The organism is Nocardioides sp. LMS-CY, assembly GCF_018732145.1.
Taxonomy (GTDB): Bacteria; Actinomycetota; Actinomycetes; order Propionibacteriales; family Nocardioidaceae; genus Nocardioides; species Nocardioides soli.
This window is the reverse complement of sequence record NZ_CP076104.1, coordinates 2215787-2239948: the sequence shown is the minus strand read 5'-3', so window position 1 is coordinate 2239948 and position 24162 is coordinate 2215787. Positions and strand designations below refer to the sequence as shown.

The 24162-nt window shown below is 70.6% G+C and carries 20 protein-coding genes; 13 read left to right on the top strand and 7 right to left on the bottom strand.

Annotation, left to right across the window (positions count from 1 at the left end; translation table 11 throughout):
• Window positions 1-28: 28 nt before the first annotated feature.
• The 3 genes from KM427_RS10855 (at window position 29) to KM427_RS10845 (ending at window position 3886) form a co-directional block, all read left to right on the top strand.
• Window positions 29-820, top strand: coding sequence for a hypothetical protein (locus KM427_RS10855; RefSeq protein ID WP_215527186.1), 792 nt, complete (start codon window positions 29-31; stop codon window positions 818-820).
• Complete coding sequence (locus tag KM427_RS10850) at window positions 810-2810, top strand: copper amine oxidase (RefSeq protein ID WP_215527185.1); 2001 nt, start codon at window positions 810-812, stop codon at window positions 2808-2810. The genes KM427_RS10855 and KM427_RS10850 overlap by 11 nt, the downstream gene beginning before the upstream one ends.
• 314 nt (window positions 2811-3124) lie before the next feature.
• Complete coding sequence (locus KM427_RS10845) at window positions 3125-3886, top strand: hypothetical protein (protein WP_215527184.1); 762 nt, start codon at window positions 3125-3127, stop codon at window positions 3884-3886.
• A gap of 310 nt (window positions 3887-4196) precedes the next feature.
• Here KM427_RS10845 and KM427_RS10840 read toward each other — a convergent pair whose 3' ends face one another.
• A complete protein-coding gene (locus KM427_RS10840) occupies window positions 4197-5912 on the bottom strand; it encodes a hypothetical protein (protein WP_215527183.1) in 1716 nt (571 codons plus the stop codon).
• A 386-nt stretch (window positions 5913-6298) separates the two neighbouring features.
• Between KM427_RS10840 and KM427_RS10835 the strand changes: the two genes are divergently transcribed.
• The 7 genes from KM427_RS10835 to KM427_RS10805 all read left to right on the top strand — a co-directional run bounded on the left by KM427_RS10835 (window position 6299) and on the right by KM427_RS10805 (window position 13820).
• On the top strand, window positions 6299-6964 hold the full coding sequence (locus KM427_RS10835) for a hypothetical protein (RefSeq protein WP_215527182.1): 666 nt from the start codon (window positions 6299-6301) through the stop codon (window positions 6962-6964).
• 117 nt (window positions 6965-7081) lie between these two features.
• Window positions 7082-7735 (top strand): hypothetical protein, encoded by a 654-nt coding sequence (locus tag KM427_RS10830; protein ID WP_215527181.1) that lies wholly within the window; start codon window positions 7082-7084, stop codon window positions 7733-7735.
• 63 nt (window positions 7736-7798) lie between these two features.
• Window positions 7799-8479: a hypothetical protein gene (locus KM427_RS10825; protein WP_215527180.1), complete on the top strand. Its 681-nt coding sequence runs from the start codon at window positions 7799-7801 to the stop codon at window positions 8477-8479.
• A 369-nt stretch (window positions 8480-8848) separates the two neighbouring features.
• Window positions 8849-10084, top strand: coding sequence for a hypothetical protein (locus tag KM427_RS10820; RefSeq protein ID WP_215527179.1), 1236 nt, complete (start codon window positions 8849-8851; stop codon window positions 10082-10084).
• A 554-nt stretch (window positions 10085-10638) separates the two neighbouring features.
• On the top strand, window positions 10639-11901 hold the full coding sequence (locus KM427_RS10815) for a PucR family transcriptional regulator (RefSeq protein ID WP_215527178.1): 1263 nt from the start codon (window positions 10639-10641) through the stop codon (window positions 11899-11901).
• On the top strand, window positions 11898-13013 hold the full coding sequence (locus KM427_RS10810; RefSeq protein ID WP_215527177.1) for an HAD family hydrolase: 1116 nt from the start codon (window positions 11898-11900) through the stop codon (window positions 13011-13013). The genes KM427_RS10815 and KM427_RS10810 overlap by 4 nt, the downstream gene beginning before the upstream one ends.
• Window positions 13014-13580: 567 nt before the next feature.
• A complete protein-coding gene (locus KM427_RS10805) occupies window positions 13581-13820 on the top strand; it encodes a hypothetical protein (protein ID WP_215527176.1) in 240 nt (79 codons plus the stop codon).
• A gap of 743 nt (window positions 13821-14563) precedes the next feature.
• Here the strand turns inward: KM427_RS10805 and KM427_RS10800 are convergent.
• The 3 genes from KM427_RS10800 to KM427_RS10790 form a co-directional block, all read right to left on the bottom strand.
• Window positions 14564-15904, bottom strand: a complete 1341-nt coding sequence (locus tag KM427_RS10800; RefSeq protein ID WP_183590426.1) for a class II 3-deoxy-7-phosphoheptulonate synthase — start codon at window positions 15902-15904, stop codon at window positions 14564-14566.
• A 70-nt stretch (window positions 15905-15974) separates the two neighbouring features.
• Window positions 15975-17420, bottom strand: coding sequence for an APC family permease (locus KM427_RS10795; RefSeq protein WP_215527175.1), 1446 nt, complete (start codon window positions 17418-17420; stop codon window positions 15975-15977).
• A 79-nt stretch (window positions 17421-17499) separates the two neighbouring features.
• A complete protein-coding gene (locus KM427_RS10790) occupies window positions 17500-18072 on the bottom strand; it encodes a hypothetical protein (protein WP_252275270.1) in 573 nt (190 codons plus the stop codon).
• Window positions 18073-18146: 74 nt separating this feature from the next.
• Here KM427_RS10790 and KM427_RS10785 point away from each other — a divergent pair, with 74 nt between their 5' ends.
• The gene (locus KM427_RS10785; RefSeq protein ID WP_215527174.1) at window positions 18147-18911 is read left to right on the top strand and encodes an endonuclease/exonuclease/phosphatase family protein; all 765 of its coding nucleotides are present in this window, start codon (window positions 18147-18149) and stop codon (window positions 18909-18911) included.
• Between the two features lie 3 nt (window positions 18912-18914).
• Here the strand turns inward: KM427_RS10785 and KM427_RS10780 are convergent, their stop codons facing one another.
• The 3 genes from KM427_RS10780 to KM427_RS10770 all read right to left on the bottom strand — a co-directional run bounded on the left by KM427_RS10780 (window position 18915) and on the right by KM427_RS10770 (window position 21518).
• Entirely contained in the window at window positions 18915-19877 is a 963-nt protein-coding gene (locus tag KM427_RS10780) for a hypothetical protein (RefSeq protein ID WP_215527173.1), read from the bottom strand.
• Entirely contained in the window at window positions 19874-20401 is a 528-nt protein-coding gene (locus tag KM427_RS10775; RefSeq protein WP_183590430.1) for a SigE family RNA polymerase sigma factor, read from the bottom strand. Before KM427_RS10775 ends, KM427_RS10780 begins: the two co-directional genes overlap by 4 nt.
• 88 nt (window positions 20402-20489) lie before the next feature.
• A complete protein-coding gene (locus tag KM427_RS10770; RefSeq protein ID WP_183590431.1) occupies window positions 20490-21518 on the bottom strand; it encodes a 6-phosphofructokinase in 1029 nt (342 codons plus the stop codon).
• Between the two features lie 115 nt (window positions 21519-21633).
• Between KM427_RS10770 and KM427_RS10765 the strand changes: the two genes are divergently transcribed.
• Window positions 21634-22461, top strand: coding sequence for a DUF1028 domain-containing protein (locus tag KM427_RS10765; protein ID WP_183590432.1), 828 nt, complete (start codon window positions 21634-21636; stop codon window positions 22459-22461).
• Window positions 22458-23939: an FGGY family carbohydrate kinase gene (locus tag KM427_RS10760; RefSeq protein ID WP_183590433.1), complete on the top strand. Its 1482-nt coding sequence runs from the start codon at window positions 22458-22460 to the stop codon at window positions 23937-23939. Before KM427_RS10765 ends, KM427_RS10760 begins: the two co-directional genes overlap by 4 nt.
• Window positions 23940-24162 lie beyond the last annotated feature (223 nt).

Sequence of the window (24162 nt, the reverse complement as noted above, 5' to 3'; positions counted from 1 at the left end):
GAAGCCGCCCACACCGCCAGGAGTCACGATGCGTTCCACCAGCACCCGACCACGGAGGAGGCTCGCCATCGCGCTCGGCGGCGTGGCAGCGCTCTGCCTGTCTGCTCTCGCGCTGCCCCTGCTGCCCTCACTGGCGGGTCCCGGCCCCTCGGAGTCAAGATCGGACGGACGACTCCACCCCGTCGGGGACGGCGCGTTGCCGGAGCGGGCACCCGAGCTGCGGTCCGTCGACGCGCCGCTGAGCGTGGCCGAGCGTGGCTACGCGATCCACCTCGCGCAACAGGCGATGCCCGACGACGCCACGGACGTGCTGGGCTTCCCGGGCGGGGAGGTGCTGGCCGCCGATCTGCCACCCATCGAGGACCGCGGTCCCGGACGCAGGGCCTCGGTCTCCCTCTACGACTACACCTCCGACCGGCTGCATCAGACGCTGGTCGATCTTGCGGCGAGCTCCGTGCTGCGCAGCAGAGACGTTCGCGACCTGCAGCTCCCTCCATCGATCGCCGAGACGACCATCGCCACCCAGGTTGCCCTCACCGCCGATCCGACGCCCGCCTTCGTCGAGCAGTACCGACGCGTGACCGGCTCGGCGCTGATCGCCGCCGAGCAGGTGCGCGCCGTGGCCGGGGTCTGGAGCAGCGCCGACGACGCCGCCCCGGTCGGTCCCACCAAGGACTGCGGCACAGACCGGTGCCTACGGCTGCTGCTCGCCCTCCCCTCCGGGCAGTACCTCGACACCAGTGACTTCGCCGTCGACCTCAGCAGCCGCACGGTGCTGCCCGTGACACCCGTCGAGCCGGAGCAGCCCCATGAGCACTGACGCCCCCCGCACGAGCGCTCCCAGCAGACTCGCCCTGCTGATCGGACCGGTCCTCCTGGCGATGGCGGCCTCCCTGACCGCCGGGGCACTTCCGGCCCGGTCCGACGACACCAGTCAGGCGGATTCCCTCGGCTGCGGCTCGGCCGAGGTGACCAGAACCCTGACCACCGGATCGGCGTGGCGGATGTGTGTCCGGATCGACCGGATCAAGGGGCTGGTGCTGGAGAAGGTGCAGTTCCGCCCCGCCACCGGGGACCGGGAGTACTCCGGCTGGCTGCCGGTGATCGACTCGCTGTACCTGGCCCAACTGGTCGTTCCCTACGACGCCGGCGGCTTCGCCTTCAACGACATCACGGAGTACGGCTTCGGCGACCTGCATCTGCTCGACCAGAACGAGCAGACCTGCCTCGGCGACATCATGTCGGTGCAGCAGTCCACCATGTCCGGCAGCCAGTACAGCGAGCGCACCTCCCCGGGGATCTGCCTCGACGAGGTGGACACCGGCCTCGGCTGGGACTCCAAGGGCAGCGAGGTCGACGGCACGGACAACGACCGGTACTCCCAACAGGGCAGCGCCCTCGAGGTCTCCTCGATCAGCAAGATCAGCTGGTACGAGTACCAGCAGAAGGTCACCCTGACCGACCAGGGCACCATCACGGTCGGACTGGGCGCCACCGGCGATCTCGCCACCAGCATCTTCTCCGACGACCCCGCGATCGGCTGGCCGATCGGCTCCGAGCACGACGAGGCCACGGCCGAACACGCCGGGTCGCACTGGCACAACGCGGTCTACCGCGTCGACTTCGGGATCGGATCGGGCGCCCAGCAGGTCCAGCAGTGGGACTACGCCCAGCCCGACCCGGGACCACGAGGTCGGATCGAAGGGACCGGCACCATCCAGACCCAGGCCTTCGCCGCGGACGACGACCCCGACCCGCAGACTTGGTGGCGGGTGCTGAACCCCACGTCCCTCAACCGGGACGGGCACCCCCGCTCGTACGAGATCGCCAACGACTCCATCCAGAACCCGTACGACCCACTCACCCGGCCGAAGGTGAGCTTCACCAATGACCACGCCTGCCAGGAGTACGCCTCGGACAACCTGAACGCCGGCTGTCCCGGACTGTCGGTTCCCGACTACGTGGCGGCGGAGACCGAGCCGCTCACCGATCCGGTGGCCTGGGTGAGCGTCGGGTTCCACCACATCGTCCGCGACGAGGACCAGTCGCCCATGCCCGCCCACTGGCAGCAGTTCTCCCTGATCCCCCGGGATCTGCTCGCTCAGCAGGCGACCACGCCCCTCGCCCGGTCCTGCGTCAACGGCGGACCGTTCACGATCTACGGATCGTGCGCGGCCGACAACCTCGCCGTGCCCCGGATCATGGTGGGTGCCGGACCGATCGGTCCGGGGACCGTGCTCAGCAGCGACACCGGCATCTGGCGCCCGGCTCGCTCGCCCCTGGGCTACCAGCGGGTGTGGCTGCGCGACGGCACCCCGATCGCCTCGGTGGGCGGCGACGGACTGCCGATCAACGCCACGGCGGAGGAGTACACCGTCACCACCGCCGATCTGGGCCATGAGATCAGCGTCCGGGTCGACGCCTCGGCCGACGGCGTCATCCCCGGCTCCGCGACCTCCAGCGCCCTCTCGATCCCGCCGGCGGCCGGTCCGACCGGCAGCCCGCCGACCAGCGGGCCGCAGCACCGGGCCAAGCCTCGACTCAAGGTCACCGTGCCAGCGCGGGGCAAGCCCCGGCTGAAGATCAGGGTCTGGGGCAACCTCGGTGCCGCCACCGGCAGGGTCGTCGTGCGGGCGCCGGGCAACTGGAAGCGCGCCCGGACGCTCCACCACGGACGGGTGACCGTGCGGGTACCCAAGGCACAGCTCAAGAAGGCGCAGGCCAAGAGAGGCAAGCGGCTCGTGGTCAAGTACCAGGGCGACGCCCGATACCGGCCCCTCAAGCACCAGTTCCGACCGCACCGCCGCTGACGTTGCCCCTGGTCCGGCGACAGCCTGTCGCCGAGCCAGGGGTTCCTCACAGCTCAGGGCCGAGGGCCGATGGGCGGGGCGATAGCGCGGACGGCAGCTCAGATGAGGGCCCGGTGTCGCGTCCCGAATCCGGCAGCAGACTCACGCACGTGTGGAGACTTGGCGTTTCTCAACAACTTATGACCGGGATCGACGATTCCGCTTGTGGACGCCGCGCCGACTCGCGTCCAATCGCGTGGAAAGCCCGGTGGCTCAGGTGCCACTCGGCGCGAGAGCAGCACGGGCGGAGCCCGTCGACACCCAGGAGACCCATCATGAACCTCCCCAGACTGGCCATCGCTACAGGTGCGCTGGCGGCAGCCGGCACCCTCGCACTGGCTCCGGCCGCGCTCGGACTCGCCCCCGGCCCGATCGCCACGGTGCTGGTAGCCAATCAGAACACCAACACGTCCTATGACCTCGAGGGCGTGCTCACCAACGGCGACTTCACCTTGGAGACGGCCTTCGGTGACGCCAACCTCACGTGCAGCAGCGGCTCCGCCGGCGGCCTGGTCCGCGGAGGCACGACCGGCATCGACCCCGCCGCAGCCTTCACCTTCGACGAGCTCGGCTTCGCCTGTGACTCCTTCATCCCCGGCACGTCGGCCACCATGGACATCGTTCCCGGCTGCGACATCGATGTCGTCATGAACGACGACCTCGTCCACGACGGCGACGGCATCACGGTGCGCACCGACACCGGCGGCACCTCCTCCAGCACTCCCAACTACGTGTCCGGCACGGCCTACATGTCCAACGGCGGTGTCCCCTGCCTCGTATACACCATCTCCAACGGGTGCACGATCAGGATCAAGGGCTACGTCACCGCCCAGTTCCACGAGGCCGCCAGCAGCGGCGGCGGCTACCAGGACCTGAAGCTGGTCGGCGGCGGACTCGAGGTCGCCGGCACGCCGTACGCCCCCACCGGCTGCCTCGGCATGGTCAACCCCGGGGACGACCTCAAGAACCTGGACTTCACCCTGAAGGTCCGCGTGGTCGCAGGCACCTGGAAGCCCATCGACTTCGTCCCCGCCTGATTCGCGACCAATCACCCGGGGCCTAGACGACAATCGTCGTCCGGGCCCCGGGTGCTTGCCCGCCCGTGCGGGAGTCGATGGGCTGGCACCCGGACCAGCCTGCGAGCGTCGATGCTGCGGTCGGTAGTGGCGCCGAGGTAGCCCCAGCAGCCGCCGGGAGGAGATCAGGGTCGCGAGTGTCGTCAGTTGCAGGAATCGCCAAGCCCCGCTGCGCCCGATCGCACCTTCAGGCCTGGAGAGGAATGCGGTGGCGCCCCGGCCGGAATGGTCCGGTCGGGGCGCCACCTCGTGTATCTGGCCGGCGTGTGGGCTACTTCTTGCCCTTCTTCGGCTTGGCCTTCTTGACCGTGAACTTCTTGGCCGCCTTGCTGGGATCGACCTGGGCGTTGCCGGCGTAGTCGATGCTGACGACGTACTTGCCGTAGTAGCTCGGCTTCTTGCCCTTCTTCCCCTTCTTGCCCTTCTTCTTCGGCGTCAGCTTCTTGATGACGAGCTTCCCGAACTTCTTGACCGTCAGCGCCACCGAACCCTTCGCGGAGACCTTCACGGTCTTGGCGACGATGGTCTTCTTGCCCTTCTTGATCGTCACCTTGGCCTTGCCGGTCACCGGCTTGGCCGCGGTGACCTTGCCGGTCACGGCCAGCTTCTTGGCGTTCTTGGCGACCTTGACCTTGAGGACCTTCGTCGTCGAGGCGACCTTCGGCGTCGCGACCGGTGCGGGCTCCGTCACGGTGACCGCCGCCGAGGTCGAGGAGATCGTGGTCTCGCCGGCCTTGGTCGCGGTCGACTGGTAGGTGATCTTCTTGCCGAGGAGGGCGGGCGTCAGGCTCAGGGCGGCGCCGCTCGCGCCCGCGACCGGCGCGCCGTCGGCCAGCCACTGGCTGGTCACGGCGTCCGGCGACGCGGAGAACGTGCCCGGGGTGGCCGTCAGCGTGCTCCCGACCGTGGGCGTGCCCGCGATCGTGGGATCGGCGCCGCGCAGCATCTTGGTGATCACCACGGCCCCGTTGCGATCAGGGCCCACGCTGAACTGCGCCAAGGCACGACCGTTCAGCGCCGCGGGCACCAGGCCCGACTCCGCCGTGGCGATCTCGTTCCAGTGATGGATCACGCCGTCGCTGTCGACCATCCCGGCAAAGCCGCCGCCGGCAGAGACCGACACCGGGGCGGACCCCGCCAGCCAGGACGTGTCCGATACCTCGCGGATGTCCCACTGGACCACGGTGTCGTCGGCGAGCACCGCGACCCCGCCGTACCCAAGCGCCCCGATGGCCTTGACGTTGCCGGGCTGCAGCACCGAGGCCGGCATCTTGCTGATGACGTTGGCGACGTTACCCCACGGGATCACGGTGCCGTCCTCGGTCAACGCGTATGCGGTGTCGTTGCCGGCGACGATCGCCTTGGTCCGCACGCCCGCCAGCGCCGGAGGAATCTGGTTGAGCGCCTCGTCAGCGCCCCAGGCCACTACCGAGCCGTCGGCCTTGAGCGCCACCGCGTTCCAGTTGGCCAGGACCAGCTGGGTCACCCCGGTCAGGCCGGCGGGGACGCTCAGCGGGCTCGGGCGGCGGGTCGTGATGCCCCACATCAGGACCCGGCCATCGCGCGTCACGGCGCCCGCGAACTCGGATGTCCCCGTCGCGATCTGGGCCACGTCGGCTTTGCTGACCTCGTCGGGGATCCGCTGGAGCCGTCCGAGGTTGCCGCCCCAGCCCACCACCTTGCCGGCCGCGGTCAGCGCCAGGACGACCGATTCGGCCACCGCGACCTGGCTGACCGCGACCCCGGCCAGCGAAGCCGGCACCGTCGCCTGACCGGCGTCGTTGTGCCCCCACACCGCCACCTCGCCGGCCTGTGCCAGCGGCACCGCCGTCACCGGCATCGGCGCCACGGACATCCTCGGATCGGCGGCCGCGACCGCCGGGGCCGTCGGCACGACGGCGGACGCGGCCCCGACGGCCAGCGCGAGGGCCACCCCCACCACAACTGGTCGCACCCGGCCCGACCGGGCCGTCCCCGTGACTCTCATGGCTCTCTCCTCACCAACGTCCCGGCCACGTCCCGACGACGCGACCACCGCCACACCGTAAGAGCCGGATCCGCCCCATGCCTCCCAGGAACGGCAGCCACGCGCCAATACATGTCGAAAGTTGTCACGCGCGTGAGCACAATCACCAGATCCGACCCTGCTGACCACACGTCCCACTCTCGCGAGCGGCGTTCTTTACCAGGCACCGACTCACGCGTCAAGACGAAGCCTGAGAATCTGGTGAATTTCGACAACTTGTGGTTGGAATCACTGCCCGGGGCTTGCGAGCCCCGCGGTGCGGACGTCAACCATGTGGCCCGTCAGGTGCCATCCCGGCACCGGGCAGCACATCCAGGTAAAGCTCCACTGAACCAGGAGAAACCATCATGCGATTCCGCAAGCTACTCGTCGCCACCGCAGCAGTCGTGGCCGCCGGCGCCATGGCCCTGGCCCCGGCCGCGCAGGCCGCCCCCACCAGCGTCGACGTGGGCGGCGACAGCAGCAACACCAGCCACGTCCTCAACGGTGTGCTCAAGAACGCCAGCGTCAACATGCAGACCGTGTTCGGCAACATCAAGCTCAACTGCAGCAGCGGCTCGGCCGCCGGTACGGTCAACGGCGGCGCCATCGGCAACCCGGTCTTCGAGTTCACCTCGCTCAACCTCAACTGTGACTCGTTCATCCCGGGCACGACCGTCTCCATGCAGGTCACCGGCTGCAACGTCACCGCCGACCTGACCGGCGGCGTCTCCGGCGGGATCAGCACCGGAACGGCCCACTTCAGCGACAGCACCGGCAAGGCCTGCGTGAAGGTCACCGTCAGCAGCGGCTGCACCCTGTACATCGGCGGCCACGTCGGCGTCACGTTCGACAACACCGTCAAGGCCGGCGGCGGCCAGGACTTCGTGCTCAACGGCTCCGGCGCCACCGTCTTCAGCAACCCCGCGGCGCCCTCCGGCTGCCTCGGCACCGTCTCCACCGGTAACGCGCTCACCCTCAACAGCGTCACCTTCAACCTCTCGTCCCCGGACGGGGCGATCACGGTCTCCTGACCTAGCACCAGCACCAACCAGTGGCCCGGCGACACCGTCGCCGGGCCACTGGCACGTTCGGGGACAGCGATCCCGGCACTCGACCTACGACCCCATCGACACCCAGGAGAGACGACCATGCGACTCCACCGACTACTCATCGCCACCGCAGCCGCCCTGGCCGCCGGCACCCTGGCCCTGGCCGCGACGGCGCAGGCCCTCAGCCCCAGCAACGTCGACGTGGGCGGCGACAGCAGCAGCTCCAGCCACGTCCTCAACGGCGTACTGAACAGCGCCAGCGTCACCATGCAGACCGTGTTCGGCCACATGAAGCTCAACTGCAGCAGCGGCACCGCCGGCGGCACGACTAACGGCGGCACTGTCGGCAACCCGGTCTTCGAGTTCACCGCGCTCAACCTCAACTGCGACTCCTGGTACCCCGGCACCACCGTGACCACGTCGGTCACCGGCTGCAACGTCACCGCCGACCTGACTGGCGGCGTGTCCGGCGGGATCAGCACCGGCACGGCCCACTTCAGCGACAGCACCGGCAAGGCCTGCGTGAAGGTCACCTACAGCAGCGGCTGCACGTTCTGGATCGGCGGCCACGTCGGCGTCGCGTTCACCAACAGCACCCAGCGACTCGTCCTCAACGGTTCCGGCGCCACCATCTACAACAACCCCGCGGCCCCCTCCGGCTGCCTCGGCATCGTCTCGACTGGTCACGCGCTGACCCTCAACAGCGTGACGTTCACACTCTCGTCCCCAGACGGCGCCATCACCGTCTCCTGACCCAGCGCGACGATCACTTCCGGCACTCGTCGTACCACACCATCGACACCAGGAGAGACCACCATGCGATTCCGCAAGCTACTCGTCGCGACTGCAGCCATCGTGGCCGCCGGGGCCATGGCCCTGGCCCCGGCGGCCCAGGCCGTCACCCCCAGCAACGTCGACGTGGGCGGCGACAGCAGCAACAGCCCTCACGCCGTCACCGGTGCGCCACACGCCTCCGCCAGCCTCACCCTGCAGACCCTGCTCGGCAACGTCAATCTCAGTTGCAGCAGCGGATCCGCCAGCGGCACCGTCAACGGGGGCTCGTTCGCCACCGCTCCGCCCAATCCGGTCTTCGACTTCTCGGCGCTCACCCTCAACTGCGACTCCTTCGTCCCCGGCACCACCATCACCTTCCAGCTCGCCGGGTGCCACGCCGTCACCGACCTGAACAGCGTCACCAGCGGGGTGAGCACCGGGGTGATCCGCTTCAGGGGCAGCGGCGGCGTCGCCTGCCTCAAGGGCACCATCAGCAACGGCTGCATCTTCTGGGTCGGCGGCGACGTAGCCGCCTCGTTCGACAACGCGGTGAAACCGGACGGCTACCAGCACTTCACGCTCAACGGCACCGGTGCCACGATCTTCAGCTCTCCCGCGGCTCCTTCTGGCTGCAGCGGCCTCGTCAGCACCGGGAACTCGCTCGTCTTCAACAACGTCATCCTCGATCTCACGGCATCCGACGGAACTATCACCGTCTCCTGACCGACACCAGCACCAACCTGGTCGGCCGGCGACACCGTCGCCGGCCGGTCCATGCCGGCGCGTTCGCGAGCTGGTGGTGCGGTACAGGACCACCTCCTCCGCCCCGAGACGACGGCGGGCCTTCGGGCGGGAGCGGCCGACACCGTTCTGCACTCCTGAGCACCGCGCCGCGCGTCTCAGGGGGCCCAACAAAGGTAAAAACCTATCACCCGCATGAGCAGTTCTTGACTTGGTGTCAGGTCGGAGATGTGACGAGACGTGACTGTCCGCAGTAAACGCGATGAAGTTGGGCCGCGCAGGCACTCCGACGACGGTCGGGAGGGACCGAGAGCGGAGCGCCACCTTCTGGGACGTGCTGAGGGAGGTTCGATGACCGGTCGCGACGACCGACCCAACGTGAGTCAGCGACGACGCGTGGGGCAGATCCGCGCGAAGCTGGGGCTGGCGAGCGTCCCGCCGTACATCGGCGCCGAGCTCCAATCGGTGGCGGCGGTTGTCTCGGCTCAGGTGCGGGTCCGCCTGGCGCACGAGCTTCCCCGCTACGCCGTGCTCGCGCCCGAGGAGCAGCAGCGCCTGCTCACCGCCATCACCCGTGCGGTGGACGAGTTCGCGCGCATCGTCGAGAACCGGCCACTCATCGCGCCCTTCGTCGGCGCCACACTGGTGGAGATCGCCCACGACGCGGCGCACCCGGAGCGGTTTATCCTCACCTTGCACACCGCCCTCGAATCAGTCCGGGCAGTAATGCGTGACATCTGGCCCACCCTCGCCCACGGCAGGTCGCACGCCGTCCGGCTCGATCTCGCACTGGCGCGCTACGTAGAGCAACTCGGGGCCAGGACGATGAATGCGCTCCACCCGCCAGCGGGTGATCCGCACGAGCGTCGGGTCGAGGCCCAGCTGAGCGCACTGGTCGCCGTCGTCGAACGCCGGTGGCCCGGCCAGCCGATCCACCTGTGCCTCGGCCTCATCCCGCTCGTGGCCGAGGACGGCACGACTCCGGCCGCCGCGCACGGTCACCCGATCGCGGCGGATCGCCGAGAGATGCCACATCCGGTGCGCCTGGTCGCCACCGACCACATCCTGCTGGTCACGGCGCACCAGCCGCGCGCCGCGGAACCGAGCGTGCCGGTGCGCTCGGCGGCGGGCGTGCTCTGGGGCGGCCCGGTGCCCGCGGGCGAGGTGGCCGAGGCGTACCAGACCGCGCTCCTGATGTTCCGGCTGGTCGGTGCCGGTGTGGCGACGCCACCACCGACGCCGGTCCCGCTGCCCAACCTGGGCTTCCTGCGCGCCCGGCCGAGCGAGGCCGCAGTCGCGCAGATCACGGAGCTGCTCCGGCCGCTGACGCGGCAGTCGGCGCACCGCCGCGCCACCCTGGCGCGCACCCTGCAGCTGAGGCTGCGCACCGGCGGCACGGCGCGGGCTCTGGCCGAGCACCTCGGGTTGCACGCGCAGAGCGCCCGCAACCACCTCGGTGCGCTGCGCAAGCTCTTCGACAACCAGGACCTCGACTTCGGCCAGGACACGCTGACGATCCAGGCGGCACTCGACCTCGTGCTCCCGCTGTGGGAGCACGAGTCTCCGGGCCATCGGGGTCCGCGGTGAGGCCGCGACACGCAGCGGAGAGCAGAGAAAGGCTCCGACGATCGATAACTTGTTCTAGCCTGACGCCACCCTGTCGGATCGGTGGCACATCAGCATGGGGACCGTCTGTGGGGCTGGACGGTGTGCGCGCAGCCCCGAGGAGGCCGCCGTGCGCCGGACCCACCACACCACCCCCTCGAGCGACCGAGGCTCTCCCCCGTTCGCGCGACCAACTCCCGCGACTTTTGTGATGCGCGTCGCAACTTTCGACCCGACGTGCTCCCGACCCCTTGCCGTCGGCCGCCGCGCGTGTGTGAATCGGGACGGCAGATGGCCACTCCCGAGGACGGCACCCTCCCCCGCCAAGTCCTCGAGAGCGGCGGATAGGAGCTCGGCGCTCCGCACATCGGCTAGGTCACGGGGCGTCGGCGTGGCGCCCCGTGACCTGCCTCAGGTGCGGACCGGACGAGCACCTGGAAGGCCAAGGATCTGTGACCCGAGACGAAGCGGACGAGCAGGGATCGGAGGCGCATGACGATGTGGGGCCACCGCCGCCGGTCACGAATCTGCCGGCCATGACCGGCGCCGTCCAGGTGTCCGACCTCGGATCGCCGTCGTCACTGGAGCTCTTCCACCCGCTGGCCGCGCGGATGGTGCAGGCGGTCGTCCACCGGGTGCGCGCCGAGGTCCCGGCGTACGACGGCGGCGACGGCTTCGACCCGTGCCCCCGCCTGGAGATGGCGGTCCGCGAGGCCGTCCACGCCTTCCTCGACGACGGCCCGGGCCGCGAGTCTCGACAGCGCAAGGTCGACGAGCTGTTCCGGCGACTGGGGCACCGCGAAGCACAGGAGGGCAAGGACCTGGCGCTGATGGTCGCGGCCCTGCGGGTCGGCAGCCGCTGCGTCTGGGATCACGTCGCCGACTTCGCGGTCGCGCAGCGCTACTCGGTCGCGGCCTTCCGCGACCTCTCCACCGCGCTCATGGAGTACGTCGACCACCTGCGCGAACAGCTCGTCTCCGGTCATGAGCTCGGGTCGCGCTTCGCGACTCCGAGCCGGTCGACGGCCCGGGCCCGGCTGATGGACTTCATCATCCACTCCTCCGGCGGGCGGGTCTCCCCCCTGCGCCCGCTGGGCATGGACGAGGGCGAGCTGCGCCGGCTGGCGGAGGCGGCCGGGTGGCCGGTGCCCGAGCGCATCTCCGCGCTCGCCGTCAGCTACCACGGCGATCCACCGCCGCTACCCGACCGCGACGAGGTGCTCAGCAAGGTCGGCCCCGACCGGATCTTCGTACTGTGCCCCGGCGAGAACGCCGAGGACCTGGCCGCCCTGCTGACCAGGTCGGCCCCCGACCGGAGGGTGGCGCTGAGCTGGCCGGTCCAACCCGACGAGGCCGGCAGCGCGCTGCTCTGGACGGCTCGGGCGCTGGACCTCGTGCGCCTGGGTGTGATCGCACCGACGTCGCTCGTGCGGTGCACCGACCACGTGACCCAGCTGTGGCTGCACGCCGAGCCGTCGATGCGGCAGCGACTCTGCCAGGAGCTGCTGGAGCCGCTGCTCGCCGAGACGCCCAACTCCCGGGAGATCCTCTCCGACACCCTGCTGGCCTGGCTGGAGACCCGCGACAGCGCTCCGGCGATCGCCGCGCGGCTCGACGTACACCCCCAGACCGTGCGCTACCGCTGGAAGCGGATCAACGAGCTGTTCGGCGAGTCCCTGCACGACCCCGAGTTCATCCTGCAGATGACCTTGGTGCTCAAGACCAGCCTGCTGATGTGGAAGGCCGGGAACCAGAGCGACTTCGAGCGGTTCCGAGACAGAAAGCTGTCTGATCCATGAAACTAGCCGCCCTTCCTCTCCTCGGGGGACTCGTCGGCGTGGAGCTCGTCGCCGCCGGCGCCACCTGGTGGGGCTCAGAACTCGTCGGACGAGAAGGTCTCGCCCCGGCGCTCGCCGTGCTGCTGGTGGCCTCCCCGCTCGGCTTCCTCGTCGCGCGGTACCTGCCGGTGCCGGTCGTGCGCCGGCTCGGCCGTCGCGGTGGCACCACGTACGTGGGGTCGTCGGCCGACCGCGCCCTGACCCGATTGCGGCAGCTGGTGATCGAGGTGGAGCACGTCGTCACCACGGGCAATCTCGTGGTGGTGGACGTCGTACCCCTCGACCTGCGGCACAAGAACGACCTGCGCTGGTTCGCCGGCGCGCTGGCGCACGGCTCCACCGACCCGGTCGCCCGGGCGATCGCGAAGCTCTCCGGCCTGGGGCGACCGATCGACGTCAGCCAGGGACCCTCCCACGAGCTGCGCGGCGCCGTCGACCGGCATCCGGTGCGCTTCGGGGTCAACGGCGTCGACGGGCCGCCCGACCAGGTCATCGGGACCACGGTGCGCGTCGACGTGGACCAGCGGCCGATGGGGCACATCACGGTCGCCGACGAGGTGCGCAAGAACGCCGCCCGCTGCCTGTCGACGCTGCGGGCCGAGGGCATCGAGCCGATCCTGGTGTCGTCGTCCCTGAGCGCGCCCGACCTCAAGCGGGTCTCGGAGCAGGTCGGCGTCACCCAGATCCACCACGGCACCGACGCCTCGTCGATCGCGGCCACACTGCCGCCGGACACGACCGGCATCCTCCGAGCGGCCACGGTGCCCGGTGCCTCCGGCGTCACCGCCGAGACGACGCTGCCGAGCGAGCCCGGCGAGGACACCGTCGTCCGCTGCGCGAGCCCGTCGATCGACGCCGTGCTGGAGTCGATCCAGCACGTCCGGTGCCTGCGCCGGGCTCGCTTGGTCGCCCGGGTGTGCGCGGCGGTCGCCATCGTGGTCGCCGTACCGCTGGCGGCCACGGGCCTGATCACGATCGCCCACGCCGCGCTGCTCGCCGCCGCCAACCTGCTGTTCGTGGCCGTGGTCGCGTCCTCCGCCGTGATGTTCTACTCCTCGCAGGACCCGAACTGATCGACGGTCCCGGCACGGTGGTTTCGAGGCTCGGGCCTGGCGGCCCTCACACCTCAACCACCGACGTCGGTGGTTGAGGTGCGACGAGCGCCAGCGAGGAGCCTCGAAACCACCACCACCACGCCCGCGCCGGATTCGAACCTCGGGCCTGGGGGCCCTCACACCTCAACCACCAACGGCACGGTGGTTGAGGCGCGACGAGCGCCAGCGAGGAGCCTCGAAACCACCACCTACAACGTCGACGAGTTCGGGTACTAAGGACTGTCGCTGTGGGGAGTCACCGGTGCCTGGCCCCTGGACCGGATCTGGGCGGAGAAGACTCGCCGGGCGCGACGAGTAGCGCTCTTCTCCGCGGGCGCCCTGCGTACCACCGGGTTGGGAGTCACGCCCGCGGGAGGACACCTCACTACGACGCCAGCTGCGGACCGGTGTACGGAGACTCCTATGGCAGCGCTTCCTCCGCAACGGCGAGCGCGGAGGAGTTCGTCGACCGCTTCGTACGCGCGCCCTACACTGTGCTTGTCAACTCGTGGTGCAGGCCGGATCCGCGCTGAGAGGGGGCCCGACATGATCCAGATCGACATCGACGCCGACCTGAACATGGTCGACGACGAAGACCGCACCATGGCGAGGCTGCCCTCCAGCCGTACCGATCTCAAGGCCGGAGGGGTGGCCGTCGCGGGTCGCCCAGGCAACTGGTCGTGGGTGCTGATCGATGAGATCACCGACACCTCGGTCTTCTTCCGGCAGGTCACCGCCCACGAGGCCGCGGAGCATGGCGACCTTGTCGTGGCGGCCTCCACCTGAGACCCGAACTCTCGCGACCCCCGGGACCTCGTCTCGTCCGTGCACCGTCTCGAGGCTCGGGCCTGGCGGCCCTCACCCCTCAACCAGCGTTCTCGCCGTGGTTTCGAGACAGGCGCTAGCGCGCCTTCCTCAACCACCGCGGAGCCCCAGCGCCAGCGCGCCTTCCTCAACCACCGACCACACGGTGGTTGAGGTGCGACGAGCGCCAGCGAGGAGCCTCGAAACCACCACCCCCGACGCACGCACCGGGTTTCGAGGCTCGGGCCTGGCGGCCCTCACACCTCAACCACCGTGTGCTCGACCACTCTGTCCCGACCGCAGGTCGGCGTCTGCTGGGACGACGAAGCTCCCGCCGGGACGATGAAGACTCGTCGTCCCAGGAGGAGTCTCGTCGGCCGGCCGACGAAACGCTCCCGTCGTCGCCGCCTCACCATCATCACCAGTGGCAGGTTCACCAAGGGATGACGGTCAGACCACGCCTCCCTCGGCGAACTGAGCCAGGGCAGCGCGACGTCGACCTCATCCCTTGATGAACCGCCGGCCAACCCTGACACCGGGCGGTGGTTTCGAGGCTCGGGCCTGGCGGCCCTCACACCTCAACCACCGTGCTCGCCGTGGTTTCGAGACAGGCGCTAGCGCGCCTTTCTCAACCACCGTGGCGGCCCGGGCCTGGCGACCCTCACACCTCAACCACCGCGGGACCTCGGCGCTCACGCACCTTCCTCAACCGCCGCGGCGATGGGTCAGGCCTGGCGGAGCATCTCCGCGACGAGGAAGGCCAGCTCGAGCGACTGCACGCGGTTGAGGCGGGGGTCGACGACGGACTCGTAGCGGTGCGCGAGTCCCTCCTCGTCGATCTCCTCGCCGCCGCCGATGCACTCGGTGACGTCGTCGCCGGTCATCTCGACCAGGACGCCGCCGGGCCAGGTGCCCAGGGCCCGGTGGACGTCGAAGAAGCCCTGGACCTCGTCGATCACGTCGTCGAAGCGGCGGGTCTTGTAGCCGGTGCTCGACTCGAAGGTGTTGCCGTGCATCGGGTCGCACACCCAGGCGACCTTGATGCCCGCGGCGGTGACCTTCTCGACCAGGTTCGGCAGGCCGTCGCGGATCTTGCCGGCGCCGAACCGGGTGATGAAGGTGAGCCGACCGGCCTCGTTGTCGGGGTTCAGCCGCTCGGCGAGCGCGATCGCGTCGTCGGCGGTGGCGGTCGGGCCGAGCTTGCAGCCGATCGGGTTGGCGATGCTGCGGAAGTACTCGACGTGCGCACCGTCGAGCTGGCGGGTGCGCTCGCCGATCCACACGAAGTGGCCGGAGACGTTGTAGGCCGTGTCGGTGCGCGAGTCGATGCGCGTCATCGCGTGCTCGTACTCCAGCAGCAGCGCCTCGTGGCTGGAGTGGAAGTCGACCCGCTTGAGCTCCTCGGGGTCGGCCCCGATCGCGCTCATGAAGGCCAGCGCCTTGTCGATCTCGCCGGCGATCGTCTCGTAGCGCTGACCGGCGACCGACGTACGCACGAAGTCGGTGTTCCAGGTGTGCACCTGGCGCAGGTCGGCGTAGCCGCCGGTGACGAACGCGCGCACCAGGTTCAGCGTCGCCGCGGAGGCGTTGTAGACGTCGAGCAGGCGGGTCGGGTCGGGGATCCGCGATTCGGGGGTGAACTCGAAGCCGTTGACGGCGTCGCCGCGGTACGCCGGGAGCGTGACGCCGTCGCGGGTCTCCATGTCGGACGAGCGCGGCTTGGCGTACTGCCCGGCCAGCCGGCCGAGCTTCACGACCGGCACGGAGCCGGCGTAGGTCAGCACGACCGCCATCTGCAGCAGCACCCGCAGCTTGTTGCGCACGTTGTCGGCGGTGACGCCCGCGAAGGTCTCCGCGCAGTCGCCGCCCTGGAGCAGGAACGCCTCGCCTCGCGAGACCGCCGCCATCTTGGCCTTGAGCTCGTCGCACTCACCCGCAAAGACCAGGGGTGGCATGGTGCGCAGCCGGGCGACGTTGGCCGCAAGGGCGCCGGCGTCGGGGTAGGTCGGCTGCTGCGCTGCTCCGATGGCATGCAGGGTGGCGAGGTCGGGGACGGTGGTGCTCACCGTCCCAGGGTACGGCGAGGCGGCACACTCCCCCGATTCCTCGGGCCACCGCGAGACGCCGGCGACGGACCTACTCCTCCAGGTGGTCGATGTCGCGGAAGCCGGTCTTCTGCGCGCGGACGCCGCGGTTGGTCAGCCAGGTGAACAGCCAGAGCACGATCCCGACGGCCAGCAGGCCGGCGGCGATCTCGTAGACGATGCCGTCGCGGTCGACCCACGGACCGACCAGGAACGCGCACAGCACGGCCGCCACCGCCGGGGTCACACCGGGCGAGCGGAACCTGCTTTCACGGCCGTCGCGGCGCAGCACGAGGCAGGCGATGTTGACGATCGTGAAGACGCCGAGCAGCAGCAGCGCCGTCACCGAGGCGAGGTTGACGACGATGTCGTCCTCGGCCCGGTTGGCGACGTACACGATGAGCGCGAGCGCCAGCACGGTCGAGAAGATCACCCCGACGTACGGCGAGCGGCGGTTGGGCGACACCTTGCCGAGCGTGCGCGGCAGCACGTCCTGGTGGGCCAGGCCGTAGAGCAGCCGGCTCGCCATCAGCATGTTGATCAGCGAGGTGTTGGCGACCGCGAACACCGCGAGGAACGGGAAGACCTTGTCGATCGGGAAGTCGGGGGCGCCGACCCGGACGACCTCGAGCAGCGCTCGCCCCTCGGAGGCGCTGGCGATCTGGTCGGAGGTCAGCACCGAGACCACCGAGATCGCGACCAGCATGTAGATGATCACCGCGATGCCGAGGCCGGTGATCATCGTGCGCGGGAAGATCCGCTCGGGGTCCTTGGTCTCCTCGACCATGTTGACGGAGTCCTCGAAGCCGACCATCGCGAAGAACGCGATCGAGGTGGCGGCGGTGACGGCGAGGAAGATCCCCTTGCCCTCGGGGTTCTCGAACGTCGTGACCCGGCTGAAGTCCGCGTCGCCCTGGGCCATCGCGTAGAAGCCGACGCCGATCACGATCGCGAGGGCGGTGACCTCGACGAGGGTGAGGAGCACGTTGAACTTCACGGACTCGCCGACGCCGCGCAGGTTGATCAGCGCCAGCAGCACCATGAAGGCCAGCGCGATGATCGTGATGGTGGCGGTGCTGGGCTCGGAGTCGATCCAGCCGTTGACGACCAGGCCCTGCGTGAGGTTCTGGGCCAGCACGTTGGCCGACGTCGAGGCGCTGGTGATGCCCGAGCAGATCACCGCGAAGGCGACGAGGAACGTGACGAAGTGGATGCCGAACGCCTTGTGCGTGTAGAGCGCGGCGCCGGCGGCCTGGGGGTACTTGGTGACCAGCTCGAGGTAGGACAGCGCGGTCAGCGTGGCCACGACGAACGCGACCAGGAACGGCAGCCAGACGATGCCGCCCACCACACCGGCCATCTGGCCCGTGACGGCGTAGACACCGGCGCCGAGGATGTCACCGACGATGAACAGCAGCAGCAGCTTCGGGCCCATCACCCGCTTGAGGTTGGGAGTCGGGCCGTTGACGTCGCGGGTCTCCGGAGCGGCGGTGGTCATCGTGGCCTCCTCGTGGTGGTCCGTCGTGGTGCAGCGTCCCCCGCGACCGTGATCCTGAACCCACTCTGGCCCTCCGGCGTCACGATGCGCCACCCTCGGGCCGCTCCGGCTGCACCTCCAGCCGCTCCAACAGGAAGAGCAACGCGGCCGCGAACGGATTGTCGGCCGTTCGCTTGGCCACGACCGCCCAGTCCACCTGCTCGCGGACGGCCCGGGCGACGGGCACCACGGCGCCGAAGTCCGCGGCATGCTCCTCGAGGGCGTTGAGCTTGTCGACCATCAGCTCGGTCGCCGTCAGCACCGGCATCCGCACCGACCCGACCTCGATCTGGTCGACGTGCTCGAGCCGCTCCCGGGAGACCGGGTCGCCACCGGCCCGGAAGAGCACGTCGACCATGGCGTCGTCGACGTACACCTTGAACAGCCAGTCCTCCGGTGGCTGCACCACCTGCAGGCCGCGGCCGGCGAGCAGCTCGGCCGTGGCCGCCGCGTCCTCCTCGGCGACCATGAAGTCGACGTCGTGGTCGGGCTCGGGCCCGCCGCGCGCCCAGAGCGCGTAGCCGCCGGTCAGCGCGAACGGCGCTCCGCCCTCCTTGAGGGCGACCGCCACCAGCTTCAGCGCCTCCCGCAGCCCCGAGCGCACCTCGTCCACACTCGCTGGGTTACCCGGCGCCACGGCGGCGCATGCCACGGGTGCCGCATCCGGCGGTGGGTACCGTCGAGGCGATGCGCCTGGCGACGTTCAACATCCTGCACGGCCGCTCCCCGGCCGACGGCCGTGTCGACGTGTCGAGGTTCGCCGACGCGGTGCGCGAGCTCGACGCCGACGTACTCGCCCTGCAGGAGGTCGACCGCTTCCTCCCCCGCTCCGCCCACGCCGACCTCACCGCCGTCGCGGCCGCCGCGATGGGTGCGGTCGACCATCGCTTCGTGGCCGCCCTCGACGGCAGCCCGGGCGCCACCTGGACCGCGGCGACCGGCGCGGAGCAGCCCGACAGCGCGGGGTACGGCGTGGCGCTGCTGAGCCGGCACCCGGTGGTCGCCTGGGAGGTGGTCCGGCTCCCCGAGCTGCCCGGCCGCGGACCGTGGCGCTGGCACGGGCAGCGGCTCCCCCGGCTGGTGCGCGACGAGCCTCGGGTGGCCGTGGCCGCCCAGCTGGAGACCCCGGCGGGATGCGTGACGGTCGCGAACACGCACCTGTCGTTCCTCCCCTACTGGAACGCCCGGCAGCTGCGCCGGCTCGTGCGCGCGCTGCGCGACGCCCGTCGTCCGCTGGTGCTCACCGGCGACCTCAACATGGGTCCCCGGCGGGCCGAGCGACTCACCGGGCTGGCGTCGCTCGCCACCCACGCGACCTTCCCGGCCCAGCGACCGGAGCGCCAGATCGACCATGTGCTGGCCGACGGGCCGGTCGTGGCCGTCGACTCGGCCGCGCACCTGCTGCCGCTCTCCGACCACCTCGCGCTGGTCGCGGACCTCGACATGGGGTGAGGGTCAGCGGACCTCGCAGTCGACGGGGTTCGAGCACGGCTTGAGCTCGTGGTCCTCGATCACGTCGCCGTCGGCGTCGTACGCCACCACCGCGGCGAGCTTCCCGACGACCGTGCCCCAGAGCATCGACGCGCCGGGCACCACGCTGCCGCTCTCGACGTGACCCGGCACCGTGGTGCCGTCGGTGGTCACCAGGTCGACCCGCGCCACGTCGGTGCCGGGCAGGCCCGCGAGGACGAGCTCGCCCGGTGCCCCGGTCGAGTAGTCGTCGCTCAGGAACACCTCCATGTCCGAGCCGGGCCGCAGGAAGCCCTCGGTGCCCATCCCCCACTGGTAGGACCAGCCGCCCGCGTCGCGGGTCAGGAGCGCAGGTGTGCAGGAGTCGTCGCTGCCGACGCACCCGAGGTACGCCGCGCCGGCGTCGACGAGGATGCCCATGTCGGTCGAGCCGACGGGATGGCTGCCGTCGTCGGACGCGAGGTCGGTCCGCTCGATCTTCGCGACGCCGCGGTGGAGCCAGTCGGGGAAGGCGCCGGCCCGGTAGGAGGTCACGCCTGCGTAGTGGCGGGCACCGGTGTCGACGGGGGTGCCGGCCACCGCCATGTCGGTCTCGGGCCACTGATGCGCGGCTCCGGCCGGCGCGGGCAGCACGACCTGCCAGTCGGAGACCTGCACCGCGCCCGGCACCTCGTCGAGGACGCGTTCGGCCAGCGGTGAGAGCTCGTGCGGCTGGGCGGCGACGGGTACGTCGTCGACGGCCCGTCCGATGCCGCCGCCGAGCGTGAGGCCGAGCACGAGGCCGACCGCCACCGTGGTCGCCAGCAGCGCCGCGCCCATGCCGGCCGCCGTCAGGTAGCGGCGGCGCATGCCGGCGGCGCGGATCGCCTCGAGGTCGGGCTGCGTCAACATGTCGCGCTCGTCGCGGTGCAGCTCGTGCTCGAGCTCCTGAAGGGTGCGTGTGCTCATCGAAGTCCCTGCCTCACGAAGGTTGTCTCGTCGTCCGCCGCGGCGACCCGCAGCTTGCGCAGTGCCCGGGACAGCGCGCTCTTGACGGTCCCCGGCGCGATCCCGAGCTCGCCGGCCACCTCCGCCTCGGAGAGGTCGAAGTAGTGGCGCAGCACGACCACCCGCCGTTCGCGCTCGGTCAGTCCGGCCAGCAGCCGGACGATCTCGTCGCGATCGGTCGCGATCTCCGCACTGCCGCGTCCCGACTCCGCCCGGGTGGCCAGCGCGACATCGGCCGCCACGCCGCCGAGCTCGGTGGCGCGGCGCCGCCGGATGCGGTCGATGTTGGCGTTGACCAGCACCTTGCGGGCGTAGGCGAGCGCGTCGGCGCGACGTACCCGCCGCCAGCTCGCGTAGGTGCGGGCCAGCGCGGTCTGGGCGAGGTCCTCGGCGAGGTGGTGGTCGCCGGTGAGCAGGTACGCCGAGCGCCGCAGCCGGGGCCAGGCGGCGACCGCGAACTCGTCGAACTCCTGCTCCGCCGTCACGGACCCTCCACGCGCTGGGTGATCGTCACACCCACCTCTACGCAGGGTGGGTCGCGCCGGTTCCGTGCCGTGCCGGAATCAGTCGGGGTCAGCCGAAGAAGACCTGTGCCTCGGCGTACTCCTCCTTGCTGACGAGCTTGAGCTCGCCGGTGCCCTCGATCAGCGGGACCCGCGCGATGGCGGTGCCGCGCAGGGCCATCATCTTCCCGAAGTCGCCGTCGGCGACGGCGTCGACCGCCTGGAGGCCGAAGCGGGTGGCGAGCCATCGGTCGAACGCCGTGGGCGTGCCGCCGCGCTGGATGTGGCCGAGCACGACCGCGCGGGCCTCCTTGCCGGTGCGGGTCTCGATCTCCCGGGCGATCCGGTCGCCGATCCCGCCGAGACGGACGTGGCCGAAGTCGTCGAGCTCCCCGGAGGAGAGCGTCATGTCGCCGCCCTCGCGCGGCACCGCACCCTCCGAGACCACCAGGATCGGGGCGTAGTGGGACTCGAAGCGGCTCTCGACGAGGTCGCAGACCTCGCGGATGTCGAACGGCTGCTCGGGGATCAGCACGATGTTCGCACCGCCGGCCAGCCCGGCGTGCAGCGCGATCCAACCGGCGTGCCGGCCCATCACCTCGACGACGAGCACCCGGTGGTGGGACTCGGCGGTGGTGTGCAGCCGGTCGATCGCCTCGGTGGCGATGTTGACCGCCGTGTCGAAGCCGAAGGTGAAGTCGGTGCCGGAGAGATCGTTGTCGATGGTCTTCGGCACGCCGACGACGTTCACGCCGAGGTCGGCGAGCTTGGTGGCGACGCCGAGAGTGTCCTCGCCGCCGATCGCGATCAGCGCGTCGACGCCGTCCTTGGCCAGGTTTTCCTTGATCCGCTCCACGCCGTTGTCGAGCTTGAAGGGGTTGGTCCGCGAGGAACCGAGGATGGTGCCGCCGCGGGGCAGGATCCCCCGGCACTGCTCGATGCCGAGTTGCATCGTCAGCCCCTCGAGCGGGCCACGCCAGCCGTCGCGATAGCCGACGAACTCGAAGTGGTGCTGCCTGACCCCTTTGCGCACCACCGCCCGGATGACGGCGTTCAGGCCGGGGCAGTCCCCGCCTCCGGTGAGCACTCCGACGCGCATGACCTCTCCCGTCGCTGGACTGTCTTGGATCGTTCACGCAGACCGCCCCGAGCCTAGCCAAGGTCGGGGCGGACGTCATCGAGCCGGCGGCGCCCCGAATCGCTACTGTCGGCCCATGACCTTCTCGATCGTGGCCCGCTCCGCCGACGGTGAGTCGTGGGGCGTGGCGGTGGCCTCGAAGTTCCTCGCGGTCGGTGCGACCGTCCCTGCCGCCGTCGCCGGCGTCGGCGCCATCGCGACCCAGGCGCACGCCAACGTCGCCTACAAGGGCCAGGCGCTCGCCCACCTCGACGACGGCGCCACCGCCTCGGTCGCGCTCCAGCGGCTGCTCGAAGAGGACGACGGCCGCGACCTGCGCCAGGTCGGCATCGTCGACCTCGACGGCAACGCCGCCAGCCACACCGGTACGGCCTGCCTGGAGTGGGCGGGCAGCGTCACCGGCGACGGCTACGCGATCCAGGGCAACATCCTGGCGGGCGGCCAGGTCGTCGAGGCGATGGAGGCGGCCTGGCTCGACTCCTCGCCCGAGGCGCCCCTGGCCGACCGGCTGCTCGCGGCCCTCGCCGCCGGCGACGCCGCGGGTGGGGACTCGCGCGGGCGGCAGTCGGCGGCGCTGCTCGTCGTACGGGAGGGGGCCGGGTACGGCGGTCTCGACGACATCGCGGTCGACCTGCGCGTCGACGACCATCCCGAGCCGGTCGTCGAGCTCGCGCGGCTGCTCGCGCTCAACGAGCTCTATCTGACCGCCTCCACGGCGGAGGAGCAGGTGCCGATCACCCCGGACCTCGCCGAGGAGCTCGAGCAGCTCGCGACCGCGCTCGGGCACCGCGACTTCGCCGCCTGGGTCGGCGCCGAGAACTACGAGATGCGGGTCGCCGACGACGGCTCCTGGATCGACGTACGCATCCTCGAGATCATCCGCGACACCGAGGCCGACCGGTGAGCTCGCCGGACGGCGCGATCCTCGCGATCGACGCCGGGACCACCGGCGTCACCGCGCTCGTCGTCGAGCACGACGGGCGGATCGCCGCGCGGGGCTACCAGGAGTTCTCCCAGCACTTCCCGCGCCCGGGCTGGGTCGAGCACGCGCCGGAGGAGATCTGGCAGGCGACGCTCGAGGCCTGCCGCGAGGTGCTGAAGAAGTACGACGCGTCGGCGCTGCGGGCGGTCGGCATCACCAACCAGCGCGAGACGGTCATGCTCTGGGACCGCGAGACGCTCGGCGCGCCGCGTCGCGCGATCGTGTGGCAGGACCGGCGTACCGCCGAGCTGTGCACGCGTCTGCAGGACGACGGGCACGAGGCGCGAGTGCGCGAGCTGACCGGGCTCCGGCTCGACCCGTACTTCTCCGGTACCAAGCTGATGTGGCTGGCCGAGCACGAGCCGCACACCTGGGCGCTGGTCGAGTCGGGCCGGTACGCGATCGGCACCGTCGACTCCTACCTGATCGCACGGATGAGTCGCGGCAACTACCACGTCACCGACGTCTCCAACGCGTGTCGCACGCTGCTCTTCGACCTCGAGGCCGGCGACTGGTCCGACGAGCTGTGTTCGCTGTTCGGCGTACCCCGTGACGCGCTGCCCGACCTGGTGCCCAGCTGGGGCGACATCGCCACGACCGATCCGGCGACGTTCCTCGGGCTGTCGCTGCCGATCTCCGGGATGGCCGGCGACCAGCAGTCGGCGCTCTTCGGGCAGACCTGCTTCGACGAGGGCGACTCGAAGTGCACCTACGGCACCGGGTCGTTCATCCTCACCAACACCGGGTCGTCGGTGCAGCGCTCCGACGCCCTGCTGGCCTCGGCGGCGTGGCGCTCCCCCGACGGCGCGATCACCTACTGCTCGGAGGGCTCGATCTTCGTGACGGGCGCGGCCGTGCAGTGGCTGCGCGACGGCATCCAGATCGTCGGGTCGGCGGCGGAGAGCGAGGCGGTGGCCTCGACGGTGGCCGACAGCGGTGGGGTGGTGTTCGTGCCGGCGCTGACCGGCCTGGGCGCCCCGCACTGGGACCCGCAGGCGCGCGGCCTGATCGTCGGCATCACCCGGGGCACCACCCGGGCCCACGTCGTACGCGCGACCCTGGAGGCGATCACCTTCGAGGTGCGCGATGTGCTCGACGTGATGCCCCGGCTCTCCTCGCTGCGGGTCGACGGCGGCGCGGCCGCCAACGACCTGCTCTGCCAGCTGCAGGCCGACCAGGTCGGCGTACCCGTCGAGCGCCCGACCGCCGTGGAGACCACCGGCCTCGGCGCGGCGTTCCTCGCCGGTCTCGGCGTCGGCCTGTGGTCGTCCACCGACGACCTGCGCCACACCTGGACCCTCGACCGCCGCTTCGACCCCACCTCCGACCGCACCGCGGCCGATGCCGCCCACGCCCGCTGGTCCCGGGCCGTGGAGCTGGCCAAGGGGTGGGCGGACTGAGGACATCGGGATAGTCCGTCACGAAACGGCTGCCCCACGACGAAAACAACAACCAAAACGTGACGGACTATCCCTCCGGCAGGGACATCGGGATAGTCCGTCACGAAACGGCCGCCCCACGACGAAAACAACAACCAAAACGTGACGGACTATCCCTCCGGAGCGCCAGCACACCAACCCCCGGGCTGCCCTCCCAGGCGGACCACACCCCGTCCGAACGGCG